The sequence below is a fragment of the Acidovorax sp. FHTAMBA genome, assembly GCF_038958875.1.
Lineage (GTDB): Bacteria > Pseudomonadota > Gammaproteobacteria > Burkholderiales > Burkholderiaceae_C > Acidovorax.
The window spans coordinates 2,875,290-2,887,701 of record NZ_CP152407.1 but is presented as its reverse complement, the minus strand read 5'-3'; the positions used below and the strand labels follow the sequence as shown (position 1 = coordinate 2,887,701).

Here is a 12,412-nt window from a genome sequence, read left to right as displayed (position 1 = left end):
GAATTTTTCCGGACTGTGAGTTCATAGCATGACTGTTCAAGACACCTTGCAGGCGGTACGCGCACACGAAGACGAATTCATCGCTTTGCGCCGTGATATCCATCAGCACCCCGAGCTGCCATTCGAAGAGCTGCGCACCAGTGATTTGGTGGCTGCGCGCCTGCGGGACTGGGGTTACCACGTTGAGCGCGGCCTGGGCGGCACCGGTGTGGTCGGGCAACTCAAGCGTGGCGACGGCAAGCGCACGCTGGGCCTGCGCGCGGACATGGATGCACTGCCGATCCAGGAAGCCACGGGGCTGCAGTACGCAAGTCGCAACCAGGGCGTCATGCATGCCTGCGGCCACGACGGACATACGGCCATGCTGCTGGCGGCAGCCAAGGTGCTGGCAGAGCAGGGTGACTTCTCAGGGACACTCAACCTGATTTTCCAGCCTGCGGAGGAGTACGGCACCAGCGACTGTGGCGCCGTACGCATGATCAACGACGGCCTGTTCGACAAATACCCATGTGACGCTATCTTCAGCATGCACAACATGCCCGGCTGGCCACAGGGGCACTTGATCTTTCGCGAAGGCCCAATGATGGCCTCCTCTGACAAGGTCTACATCACGCTGGTAGGTCACGGTGGTCACGGTGCTGTGCCGCACAAGGCAGCCGATCCGGTGGTGGCGGCAGCCAGCCTGGTGATGGCGTTGCAGACCGTCGTCTCGCGCAACGTCGATCCACTGCAAACAGCGGTGGTAACTGTGGGGGTGCTGCAATCCGGCCGCGCCAATAACGTCATCCCCGACAGCGCATATCTCGAGCTGAGCGTGCGCGCGCTCGATTCTGAGGTGCGCAGCCTGCTGCAGCAGCGCATTACCGAAATCGCCCACGCTCAGGCGCAGAGCTTTGGCGTCAAGGCTGAAATCGACTATCGGCGCGGCTACGCGGCACTGGTCAACAGCAAGGACGAAACCGACTTCGCCCGCCAGATTGGCAGCGAATTGGTTGGTGCCGAGCGCGTCGTGCCGCAGGCCCCGCCACTCACCGGCAGCGAAGACTTCGCTTTCATGCTGGAGAAGTGCCCCGGCAGCTACCTGTTGATTGGAAACGGGGATGGCGACAAGCTGGGCGCCTGCATGGTGCACAACCCGGGTTACGACTTCAACGACGCCAACCTGGCCATTGGCGCTGCATACTGGGCGCTGCTGGCGCGGCGTTATCTGGTTTGAACGATGGACCGCGCCGCTTTGGAAACGCTCCAGAGCTTTCTGGTAGGGCTCGACGCGCGCATGAAGCGCGCACACAAACGCGGCCGGGTGGCGCACTACATTCCGCAACTGGCCAGCGTTGATGTGCATCAGTTCGGGATCAGTGTGTGCCTGGCCAGTGGTGAGCAGCTGAGCGCGGGCGACGCTGCGACGCCGTTTTCGATCCAGAGCATCTCAAAGGTCTTCTCGCTGGCGATCGCATTGGGCCGTCACGGCGACCGGCTCTGGAAGCGGGTGGGCAAGGAACCATCTAACTACACCTTCAACTCGGTCATTGAGCTTGAGCAGGAAGGCGGCAAACCGCGCAATCCTTTCGTCAATGCGGGTGCACTGGTCACCACCGACGCCATGCTTGATGCGCCTGACGCGGGCGGCGGACTCGACGAACTGATGGATTTCGTTCGCACGGCGGCGGGAGATGACCGGATCTCGATTGATGAACAGGTTGCCGCCTCGGAATACCGCACGGCCTACCGCAACTTCTCCCTGGCGTACTTTCTACGCTCGTGCGGTAATCTGCACACCGAATGCGAACGGCTGCTGCAGATTTACTGTCGCCAATGCGCGATCGCGATGAACTGCCAGCAATTGGCCAGCGTCGGCCGGTTCCTGGCCGGCTTCGACTCCGCAGCCCACCTGCTGAACCCAGCTCAGGCACGCAGCATCAACGCCTTGATGCTGGTCGCGGGGCACTATGATGGTTCAGGCGACTTTGCCTATTCGGTCGGCTTCCCCGGCAAGAGTGGCGTCGGAGGCGGCATTCTTGCCGTCGTTCCGGGACATGCATCGATCGCGGTCTGGTCTCCTGGCCTGAATGCGTTTGGCAATTCACTGCTCGGCACGCGCGCGCTGCAAGAGTTGTCAGAGTTCACCGGCTGGTCGGTGTTCTGATGTGCAGACTTTATCGTTTGCCCCGACATGAACAGACCCGGATTTTGAGCAGGCTGGCTGGTTTGAATGGAGGTCGGTGAGACTGCCTCGCCGGCCGATTGCCGCCAGACTGCTTGGAGCGCCGGCATGGTCGGCCAGCCTGAGCGAGGCAATCCCAGCGACTCTGCGATGACTTTTCACTCCAGCTTGGCAAGACACTCCTGAATCAAGGGAGGCCCGGCAAGACCGGCCCATGTTGTTGTCCTTTGCGTCATCCCGGGTGGTCATGACGACCGCCGGCCCGGATTCCAGCGGGTAAAAGCATTGTTCAGAGCCAAGGGTTGCATGAAGCTACCTCCCATGCTCCTGCCAGCCAAGCGCGCTGGGGCCTGCCCGCAAAGTTCAAGATACGCCGGCAGGTGCAAAGCCCCCGGCGCTGCGCTACGGCTGCGACAATCCGGCCCTTGCACCCACACGAGAGAAAGACCCCCCCATGCTGCTTGACGCCACCGAATCCCAACTCGTCCTGGTTGATTACCAGGAACGCCTGATGCCCGCCATCTTTGAAGGCCCCGCCGTGCTGGCCAATGCCCGCCGCCTGGCCGAGATTGCCCGCATGCTGGACGTACCCGTGTGGGGCACCGAGCAAAACCCCTCGCGCCTGGGCGCTAACGACCCCGCTCTGCGCGCCCTGTGCCAGAACACCCTGGCCAAGATGCATTTCAGCGCCGCCGAGGAAGGCCTGGGCGAATGGCTGCGCCCCCCCGCCAAGCCGCAGCAGGGCGGCAACGCGCGCAGCCTGCCCAAGCACCTGCAAAAGCCCGCGCAGCAAGCGCCCGAACGCGGCACCATCGTCATTGCAGGGTGCGAAGCCCATGTCTGCCTGTTGCAGACCGCGCTGGACCTGATCGACGACGAGTTTGAAGTGTGGGTGGTGACCGACGCCTGCGGCTCGCGCACCGAGCGCAACCGCGACGCCGCCTTCGACCGGCTGGCCGGCGCAGGCGCCGAGCTGGTGACCACTGAAATGGTCGCATTTGAATGGCTGGGCAGTTGCGAGCACCCGGCGTTCAAGGATGTGCTGGCGCTGGTGAAGTAATTAAATCTTCAGTGTTTTTGACCTCCAGCGCTTATCCAGTAAGCGCTGGCAGCTATCAAAACTATAGTTTTCAAGCCGCGTCTTTGGGCTGCAGGGCGTGGCCCGATGCCGCCCAGCCCTCCAGTCCGCCCTGCAGAAAGCGCGCCTTGATGCCCGCAGCACGCAGGCGCAGCGCGGCGGCCCGGCTTACGTCGTGGCCATGGACACAGTACACGACCACTTGCGCACCCACAGGAATTTCCTGCAACCAGGTTCCAATGGCGGCCGGATCGCGCCAACGGGCGCCGGGAAGGGTGGTGGCGGCCCCGGCGTAGGCGCCCGCCCGGCGCACGTCGATGAGGTGCGCGGCCTGCTGCGCCTCCTGCGCCGACGCCTGCAGCCTGTCACTGGCAGCAGTCACCGCAAGCTGGTAGCGGCTATAGACAGCAGCCCAGTCGATGGTGGCGAGGAGGGTTTCGACAGCGGCCGCTGCCTCCAGTGGGTCATGCCCGGACTCATCCAGCGTGAGCAGCGGCGTGCCGCTGACCGAGGCACGCTCGTTCACCAGCATCCCGCTATCGTCCTGAAACGCCAATTGCAGCGCGCCAGTACCGCCATCGCGTGCTGCCGCCACGAGCTGCGCATGCCAGTGTTCCAGGCTGCCAAAGCTGGCGGCCAACGCCAGGGCCATGCCGGGTGGAAGGGAGGAGGTGCCAGAGAGTGCTTGCATGGGATGTCCTCGAAGCGTCATGGGGTTGGATTCAGGCGAGCCAGGGCCTGAACAACGTCACCGCCAGCCCGACCACCGCGCACGCCGCCAGCAGGCTCAGCACGCCGGTCTTGAAGCGGAACAGCGCCACACCGGCTGCGAGCGCGATCACGGCCGACACCGCATCCATTGCCGCGCCAAAGCCTTGCGGCCACAGCAGGTGCCAGGCAAAGAACAGCGCCAGGTTCAGGATCACGCCCACCACGGCGGCGGTGATGGCCGACAGCGGCGCGGTGAAGCCGAGCTTGCCGTGCGTGGCCTCCACCACCGGACCGCCGGCCAGAATGAAGATGAACGAGGGCAGAAAAGTGACGAAGGTGACCACCACGGCGCCCGTGGCGGCACCGGCAAACAGCGCGTCCGGCCCCCACACCTGCTGCAGCCAGGCGCCGACAAAGCCCACAAAGGCCACCACCATGATCAACGGGCCGGGCGTGGTCTCGCCCAGGGCCAGACCGTCGATCATCTGCGGGCCGCTGAGCCACTGGTAGTGTTCCACCGCGCCCTGATACACGTAAGGCAGCACGGCGTAGGCGCCGCCAAAGGTCAGCAGCGCGGCTTTGGTGAAGAACCAGCCCATCTGCGTGAGCGTGCCTTGCCAGCCCTGCGTGGCCACCAGCACGCCCATGGCTGCCAGCCACAGCAGCAGGCCCGCCGCCAGCACCTTCGCCAAGTGGCTGCGCGAGAAGCGGGCGTGGGCAGGCGTGGGCGTGTCGTCGTCGATCAGCGCCGGGCCGTAGCCCTTGTGGGTATTGCCATGTCCGCCACCGAGTGCGAATACGGCGGGCCAGCGCTTTGCACCGAAGTAGCCGATGAGCCCGGCCGCCAGCACGATGGCCGGGAAGGGCGTGTGGAATGCAAAGATGGCCACGAAGGACGCGGCGGCGATGCCCCACATCCAGCCGTTCTTGAGCGCGCGCGTGCCGATGCGGTGCGCGGCGTGCAACACCAGCGCTGTGACGGCGGGCTTGATGCCGTAGAAGATGCCCGCCACCACCGGCACATCGCCAAAGCGCAGATACACCCAGGACAGCGCGATCAGGATGAACAGCGAGGGCAGTACAAACAAGGCGCCCGCCACGATGCCGCCCCAGGTGCGGTGCAGCAGCCAGCCGATGTAGGTGGCCAGTTGCTGCGCCTCGGGGCCGGGCAGCAGCATGCAGTAGTTGAGGGCGTGCAGAAAGCGCGTCTCGCTGATCCAGCGGCGCCGCTCGACCAGCTCGGTGTGCATGATGGCGATCTGCCCGGCCGGACCGCCGAAGCTGATGAAGCCGAGCTTGAGCCAGAAGCGCAGGGCCTCGCCAAAGCCGACGGCGGCGGGGCGCTCCAGGGTGGGGGCGTTGGCGGATGTTGTCATGCGGCGAGGGGGTTTGAGGGGAGGGGCGCGGCATACAGCGCGTCGAACACGGCGGCGGCGGCCTGGGTCAGCTGGTCGTCATCGGCATGTACCTCGCGCAGCCCGGCCAGCACGGCTTCCAGGCCCGCAGCCTCGGGCACGGGGATGCCGCCCACATCCAGGTAATGCACGACCCGGGCCAGGCGCTGCAGCCGGGCGTCGGCACGATCCAGGTCAAAGCTGGCGGCCAGCACCTCAAAGCTCACACGCGCGCCCACATGGGTGAAGCGGGCACCGTCAAAGTCAAAGCCCAGTGCGCCGCGCGGCGCCTGGGCCGGGTCCTGCAGCCAGACAAAGACCGCGCCCGGATCGATGAAGCGGCGGATCAGCCAGGCGCAGGCCAGGCGGTCCACCCAGGGCCGGGCGCGCGTGGTCCAGCGCCGGTTCTGGAACTTCGTGCGGTCCAGGCGCGCAATGCCATGCGCAGGCTGGGCCGCCGGTTCGCCTTTGGAGAAGCAGGCATCCACCGCCTGGCGCAGTGTGGCCAGGTCGGCATCGGCCTGGGTGGCTGCGCTGCCGGGGTAGTAGTCGGTGCGGTGCAGCGCCTGCAGCGCGTCGGCAATGCTGCGCAGGCGGCGGCGGGCATCGGTTTCGCTGAGCTGCGCCAGGTCGGCCTGCAGGGCGGTGGCGGTGTCGCGCCACTGGGTGAAGGCTTCGGTGCGGTCAAACAGCGCTTCAATGGCGGCGCGCTGGGCGTCATCGGTGGCCGCCATGCTCAACACCATGGCCGTGCCGCCGTGCTCGCGAACCTGCTCGGCCACGGGGGCCAGCAGGCCCGCGTGTTCCCGGGGCAGCAGATAGGCACCATCGCGCAGGGCCGCGCAGCCCAGCGTTTTGAGATGGCGCCAGATGCGCAGCCGCACCGCATTGGGCTGTGTGGGCAAGGTCATGATGAGGGTGGACCACATTGTGTGAAGTATATGCGTTGATTATAGAAATATATATTTCTTAAATCTACGCCACAAAACACTCTATTGAGTGAAGGCACCCCTCGTCAGCTTGCCGCAAGTCCGTTATGAATAATTATGAATTCAGAACCCGCCACCCCGACGGACCCGAAGAGATGCCGAGGAGACAAGCCGCCATGACCGCCTACGCCGACTTTTACCGCCAGTCCCTGGCGCAGCCTGACGCCTTCTGGGCCGAGCAGGCCCGCCTCATCGACTGGCAGACGCCGCCGCAGCAGGTCTGTGACTACAGCAAGCCGCCGTTTGCCAAATGGTTTGTGGGCGGCACCACCAACCTGTGCCACAACGCGGTAGACCGGCATCTGGCCACACGCGCCAGCCAGGCGGCGCTGGTGGCAATCTCCACCGAAACCAACACCGAGCGCAGCTACAGCTTTGCCGAGCTGCATGCCGAGGTGCAGCGCATGGCAGCCGTGCTGAAAAGCCTGGGCGTGCAGAAGGGCGACCGCGTGCTCATCTACATGCCGATGATTGCCGAGGCAGCGTTTGCCATGCTGGCCTGCGTGCGCATTGGCGCGCTGCATTCGGTGGTGTTTGGCGGCTTCGCTTCGGGCTCGCTCGCTTCACGCATTGAAGATGCGGAGCCGGTGGCCGTGGTCAGCGCCGATGCAGGCTCGCGCGGTGGCAAGGTGGTGCCCTACAAGCCGCTGCTGGACGAAGCCATTGCGCTGTCCAGACACAAGCCCGCCGCCGTGCTGATGGTGGACCGCGGCCTGGCCCCGGCCGCCATGCGTGCCGGCCGCGACCACGACTGGGCCGCCCTGCGCGAGCAGCATCTGAACACCGTGGTGCCCTGCGAATGGGTGGAATCCACCCACCCCAGCTACACGCTGTACACCAGCGGCACCACGGGCAAGCCCAAGGGCGTGCAGCGCGACACGGGTGGCTACACCGTGGCGCTGGCTGCGAGCATGAAGCACATCTTTGATGCCAAGGCGGGCGACGTGTACTTCGCCACGAGTGACATCGGCTGGGTGGTGGGGCACAGCTACATCGTCTACGGCCCGTTGATCGCGGGCATGACGACCATTATGTACGAGGGCCTGCCCACGCGGCCCGATGCCGGTGTGTGGTGGAGCATTGTGGAGAAGTACCAGGTCACCCACATGTTCTCGGCCCCCACGGCGGTGCGGGTGCTGAAGAAGCAGGACCCGGCCTATCTGGCCAAGTACAACGTGAAAAGTCTCAAGGCCCTGTGGCTGGCGGGCGAGCCGCTGGACGAACCCACGGCCCAGTGGATCAGCGGCGCACTGGCCGTGCCCATCATCGACAACTACTGGCAGACCGAAACCGGCTGGCCCATCCTGACCCTGGCCAACGGCGTGGAGCAGCAGACCACCCGCTTTGGCAGCCCGGGCAAGGCCATGTATGGCTACCACGTCAAGCTCATTGACGAGACCAATGGCGAAGAGCTGACCGGCGCCAACCAGAAGGGCGTGGTCGCCATCGAAGGGCCGCTGCCCCCCGGCTGCATGCAGACCGTGTGGCGCGACGATGAGCGCTTTGTGAACACCTACTGGAAGAGCATCCCCGGCCGGCTGATCTACAGCACGTTTGACTGGGGCATCCGCGATGCCGACGGCTACCACTTCATCCTGGGCCGCACGGATGACGTGATCAACGTGGCTGGCCACCGCCTGGGCACGCGCGAGATCGAGGAATCCATCTCGTCGCACCCCAACATTGCCGAGGTGGCCGTGGTGGGCGTGGCCGACAGCCTCAAGGGCCAGGTGGCCATGGCGTTTGCAGTGCCACGTGATGCCTCGGGCCTGACGGACGACGCCGCCCGCCTCAAGCTCGAAGGCGAGGTGATGAAGCAGGTGGACAACCAGCTCGGCGCCGTAGCGCGTCCATCGCGCGTGTACTTTGTGACCGTGCTGCCCAAGACCCGCAGCGGCAAGCTGCTGCGACGCGCCCTGCAGGCCGTGGCCGAGCGGCGCGACCCGGGCGACTTGACGACGATGGAAGACCCTGCCGCGCTGCAGCAGGTCAAGGAGTTGGTGGGGTAAAAAATACCCCGGCGCGTGTACCAGGTAACTGACGGTTTGGGAGCCTCGACAGCGAAAAGCGGGGCCAGTGGCTCGCTTGGTACACTGGCCCCGGTTTTTTTGTAGCAAGAAGTATCCGAAGTCTTTGGTGCCCTCGGCTGCCGCGCCTCCCATGCACCATCACACCATTTTCGATACACCCGTCATCAACACCCTGCTGCGCGGGCTGTCCGTCGCCATCCTCAAGGCCACGGGCTGGAAGGTGGAGGGCCAGCTACCGCAGCACGCTGCCAAGAGCGTGCTGATTGCCGCACCCCACACCAGCAACTGGGACCTGCCCTACACCCTGATGCTCGCCTTCGTGCTGCGCCTGCGCGTGTACTGGATGGGCAAGCAGAGCATCTTCCGCTGGCCCTTCGGTGGCCTGATGCGCTGGCTGGGCGGCATTCCGGTCAACCGGGGCCAGGCCAGCAACCTGGTGGCCCTGTCGGCCCAGGCCATGCGCGACGCCGACGGCCCCATGCAACTCATCGTGCCGCCCGAGGGCACGCGCGGCAAGACACGGCACTGGAAGACGGGCTTTTACTTCATCGCCCAGCAGGCGGGCGTACCCATCGTGCTGGCCTTTGTGGACTACGAGCGCAAGGTCGGCGGCCTGGGGCCGCTGTTCGAACTTACGGGCGACGTGGAGGCCGACATGGCCGCCATCAAGGCGTTCTATGCACCCATCAAGGGCAAGAACCCGGGGCAGTTCGAGGCCTGAAGGGGTTGGGAAAATCTGAATCAAATAGGCCGCTGGCGCTTATCCAGAAAGCACGGGAAGCTATAAATAGTGAAGTACTTCAGGGCGCAGAAACGCAACAATGTAATAGTGCTTCCCAAGCGGGCGAACGACTAGCAACGGTCTAATCATCAGTCAAGCTGACCCACCTCCGGCGGGTTACCCGATTCATGCCTCACTTTCCTATAGCACGCTTCATTGTTTCCAGAACACAGTGGATCATTTGGCTGTGCACAATTTTCAGCCTGAGCGCACCCATTCTCCGAATCATCCCCCTCCATGAATTTGAAGATGTGCAATGGGCGCTGGAGCTGATCTCCCATTGGCAGTGGGTGTATCTGGTGGCGGGGATCACTTGTCTCGCGGTGCTGGTGGTTGCAAAGCGCGCCTGGTGGCCGCTCATACCTTCCCTTGTTCTGGCCGCTACGTTCTTTGTGCAATCCGGCACGCTGGACCGCAGCACCGAGCCTGTGGGGGCCAGGCCTGTGCTGCAGGTGGCCACCGCCAATCTGAACTTTGACACCACGGATTTCAGTGGCTTGGTGGGCTGGCTGGTGTCTGGTGAGGCGCCGGATGTGGTGTTTCTGCAGGAGTTCACGGGGCAGGCACAGCAAGCCCTTCAATCGCCAGAAGTTGCCCAACGGTACCCGCATCGCGTGGAGGCACCGCAACCCGACCAGTTTGGGCTGGCCATTCTGTCGCGCTACCCGTTGTCAGAGGTGCAGAAGGTGGAGCCTGCAGACATGCAAGACACCCTGCGGCTGCGGGCCACGGTGACTTGGGCAGGTGGCCCCGTTCGACTCAGTGCGATTCACCCCATGCCGCCTCTGAATGCAACCTACGCGCAACGCCGGGACCAGGCCTTCGTCGAGGAAACGCACCATTTGTCGCAATCGGGCGGGCTGGCCTTGATGGCGGGGGATTTCAACACTACGCCCTGGGCCAAAGGCTTGTTTGCCATTGATTCGCAGCTCAGGCGCGCCAATGGTTTGGCACGGAGCTGGCCCAACGCGTTTGGCTGGTTGTCAGTTCTGCCGCTCGACCATGTTCTGGCATCCAGGGGGTGGCAGCTTGTGGACTCTGGCCATGGGCCAGATTTGGGCTCAGACCATCGCCCTGTGGTCGTACGGTTGGTGGCGCGATAGCGCCCGCTTGACGTACTCCATCGGTTTCAAGGATTTTTGGCCTCTAGCGCTTATGCAGCAAGCGCTGGCAGCTATCAAAAAAGGAGTTTCTTGAGGCTCAAGCCCCCACGCTGCGGCGGTCGATCTTGCGGCAGAGCACGATGCTGGTTTGCGTGCGGTGTACCCAGCCCGATCTGGTCGATCTGTCCGATCTGGTCGAGCAGGGCGTCGAGCCGCTCGTGGCTATTCGCCGATTGGCGCGCTACACGGCCTAAGCCGACAGCCTGGCTGCACCCGTGCTGCGACGGGCCCACAGCGATACGCACAGGTGGATGCCCACACCCACCGCCAGCAGCACTGCGCTGCCCAGCCCCCACAAGGTCCAAGTTACGGCCGTAACGCCGCTGGCTACCGAGGGCGCAGCCTGCAGGAATCCGGCCAGCAGGGTCCACGTTTCGGTCAGTGCCACGATCAGGCCCTGAATCGCCTCAACGGGCAAAAACTGCAGCAGCCACGCGGGCATGGGCACGGACGAGAGGTCGGCCGCCGGCCCGGTGAGCGAGGGCGCCACGGTTAGCGCCCAGACCACCACGCCATGAAAGGCCCAGGCCGCGAGCGACCACAGCGCAAACAGCAGCATGACAAGGGTCCAGTTGGCGATGTAAAGCATGTGTTGTTCCTCTTCTTCGAAATAGGTCAGATAGTTGGTGCGAGAACCCGTAGTCTGGCGAGGGAATGGCGCTGGATAAACCAACCCTGCCCGCAACTAAGATGCGGTTTTCCCGAAGCTGATTCGACATGTTGAACTACCGCCACCTCTATTATTTTTGGGTTGTCATCAAGGAAGGTGGTTTTGCGCGGGCCGCCGAACGCCTGGACATGGCGGTGCAGACCATCAGTGCCCAGGTGCGCGAGCTGGAAAAGCAGCTGGGGCACCAGTTGCTCAAGCCGGCGGGCAGGGGGGTTGCGCCCACGCCTGCCGGGCAGGCCGCATTTAAACGTGCCGAGGAAATTTTCACCCTTGGGCAGTCGCTCCCGGACGAGGTGCGCGAGGCCGCCACAGGCCGTGTGGCGCAGCTTTCCGTTGGGCTGTCAGACGGGATTTCGAAGCTGGCCGCGCATGCGCTACTTGCGCCAGTGCTCGAAACCCCCGATCTAAGGCTGGTGTGCCATGAAGGCGAAGTCGAGCAACTGCTGGCGGAACTGGCCCTGCACCAGCTCGATATCGTGCTGGCCGGCCAGTCGGCACCGCGCAACCCCAACCTGCGGCTGACCAGTGAGCGGCTGGTGGATTCGGGCGTGCATTGGTATGGGCCAGCCAAGCTGGTGGGCAAGGCACAGCGCGAGGGGTTTCCCCTGTCACTGAACAACCTGCCCGTGCTGTTGCCCACAGGTCACTCTGCGCTGCGCATGGCGCTTGACCACTGGTTCGACACGAAGGGTATCCAACCGCGAATCGTCGGCGAATTTGAAGACAGCGCACTGCTGGCGGTGTTTGCCGCGCGGGGTATGGGAGTGTTTCCGGTAAGTCAGCTCGGTGCGGGCGATGTAGGGCAGATGCGCGGCCTCAGGTTGCTGGGGCAGTGCGAGGATGTGCGCGAGGAAATCCACGCCATCCGCTCGCGCCGCGGGCTGCACCATCCGCTGGTCAAGCAGATCCTTGCTGCCAGCGCGCAGGCCTGACGCCCGGGCGGCCTTGAGCCCCATGTGCTGCATATGGCGCGTGCGCCGGATCACGGCACGGTCATCGGCTCGGGTGTCCACTGGCGGCTAGCCGACGCCATCACCCGAGCTTCGGCCTCGGCCAAATGGCGATCTGCCTGTGCGGCCGCTGCGGCGAGGCGCAAGACTTTGTGCTGCAAGGGCTTCGCACTGATCGCGGACATCATCGATGTCAGCATGTTTTCATCCAGGTAAGCGGTCATGGAGCGGTTGCTGTGTGCGCCCATCAGCAGATCTTCGCAGAGGTCCCTGACCACGCGGGCGAACGCACCAGGCGCGATACCCAGTTCTTGTTCAACTTCCATATCCCTGAGCGTATCGATCTCCGAACGACAGACGTTGCCGTCTGATATCAGGACCAGGGCCACGATGCGGGCCGCGGCCTCAGGACTGTTGTGGGGGTAGTTGCGCATGAAATCCTCCTGTGCAGATTCGGGAGCAATGGCGTGTGGGGAGAGATG

General features: G+C 64.3%; 12 protein-coding genes. 7 read left to right on the top strand and 5 right to left on the bottom strand.

Features of this window, described 5'->3' with window-relative positions; translation table 11 throughout:
* Positions 1-28: 28 nt before the first annotated feature.
* From AAFF19_RS13590 to AAFF19_RS13580, 3 genes are all read left to right on the top strand, one after another.
* Complete coding sequence (locus tag AAFF19_RS13590) at positions 29-1,216, top strand: M20 aminoacylase family protein (RefSeq protein ID WP_342720354.1); 1,188 nt, start codon at positions 29-31, stop codon at positions 1,214-1,216.
* Between the two features lie 3 nt (positions 1,217-1,219).
* Positions 1,220-2,146 carry a glutaminase gene (locus AAFF19_RS13585; protein WP_008906895.1) on the top strand — a complete coding sequence of 309 codons (927 nt, stop codon included), beginning with the start codon at positions 1,220-1,222 and terminating at the stop codon, positions 2,144-2,146.
* A 472-nt stretch (positions 2,147-2,618) separates the two neighbouring features.
* The gene (locus AAFF19_RS13580) at positions 2,619-3,224 is read left to right on the top strand and encodes an isochorismatase family protein (RefSeq protein WP_008906894.1); all 606 of its coding nucleotides are present in this window, start codon (positions 2,619-2,621) and stop codon (positions 3,222-3,224) included.
* 70 nt (positions 3,225-3,294) lie between these two features.
* On the opposite strand, the gene AAFF19_RS13575 is transcribed toward AAFF19_RS13580, so the two are convergent.
* Genes AAFF19_RS13575 through AAFF19_RS13565 form a run of 3 tightly spaced genes read right to left on the bottom strand, consistent with a single transcriptional unit; the run spans position 3,295 to position 6,276 of the window.
* Positions 3,295-3,933, bottom strand: coding sequence for a rhodanese-like domain-containing protein (locus AAFF19_RS13575; protein WP_160165358.1), 639 nt, complete (start codon positions 3,931-3,933; stop codon positions 3,295-3,297).
* A gap of 31 nt (positions 3,934-3,964) precedes the next feature.
* Positions 3,965-5,329: a chromate efflux transporter gene (gene chrA / locus AAFF19_RS13570; protein ID WP_008906892.1), complete on the bottom strand. Its 1,365-nt coding sequence runs from the start codon at positions 5,327-5,329 to the stop codon at positions 3,965-3,967.
* Positions 5,326-6,276 (bottom strand): chromate resistance protein ChrB domain-containing protein, encoded by a 951-nt coding sequence (locus AAFF19_RS13565; RefSeq protein ID WP_008906891.1) that lies wholly within the window; start codon positions 6,274-6,276, stop codon positions 5,326-5,328. Before AAFF19_RS13565 ends, chrA begins: the two co-directional genes overlap by 4 nt.
* Positions 6,277-6,431: 155 nt before the next feature.
* On the opposite strand from AAFF19_RS13565, the gene AAFF19_RS13560 reads away from it, so the two are divergent.
* From AAFF19_RS13560 to AAFF19_RS13550, 3 genes are all read left to right on the top strand, one after another.
* Complete coding sequence (locus AAFF19_RS13560; RefSeq protein WP_182120076.1) at positions 6,432-8,345, top strand: propionate--CoA ligase; 1,914 nt, start codon at positions 6,432-6,434, stop codon at positions 8,343-8,345.
* Positions 8,346-8,496: 151 nt separating this feature from the next.
* Positions 8,497-9,087 (top strand): lysophospholipid acyltransferase family protein, encoded by a 591-nt coding sequence (locus tag AAFF19_RS13555; RefSeq protein WP_342720352.1) that lies wholly within the window; start codon positions 8,497-8,499, stop codon positions 9,085-9,087.
* Positions 9,088-9,398: 311 nt separating this feature from the next.
* On the top strand, positions 9,399-10,250 hold the full coding sequence (locus AAFF19_RS13550) for an endonuclease/exonuclease/phosphatase family protein (protein ID WP_342720351.1): 852 nt from the start codon (positions 9,399-9,401) through the stop codon (positions 10,248-10,250).
* A 250-nt stretch (positions 10,251-10,500) separates the two neighbouring features.
* Here the strand turns inward: AAFF19_RS13550 and AAFF19_RS13545 are convergent, their stop codons facing one another.
* The gene (locus AAFF19_RS13545) at positions 10,501-10,899 is read right to left on the bottom strand and encodes a hypothetical protein (RefSeq protein WP_008906887.1); all 399 of its coding nucleotides are present in this window, start codon (positions 10,897-10,899) and stop codon (positions 10,501-10,503) included.
* 128 nt (positions 10,900-11,027) lie between these two features.
* Between AAFF19_RS13545 and AAFF19_RS13540 the strand changes: the two genes are divergently transcribed.
* The gene (locus AAFF19_RS13540) at positions 11,028-11,912 is read left to right on the top strand and encodes a LysR family transcriptional regulator (protein ID WP_182120072.1); all 885 of its coding nucleotides are present in this window, start codon (positions 11,028-11,030) and stop codon (positions 11,910-11,912) included.
* Positions 11,913-11,962: 50 nt separating this feature from the next.
* On the opposite strand, the gene AAFF19_RS13535 is transcribed toward AAFF19_RS13540, so the two are convergent.
* Positions 11,963-12,364, bottom strand: a complete 402-nt coding sequence (locus AAFF19_RS13535; RefSeq protein ID WP_182120071.1) for a TerB family tellurite resistance protein — start codon at positions 12,362-12,364, stop codon at positions 11,963-11,965.
* Between the last annotated feature and the right edge of the window lie 48 nt (positions 12,365-12,412).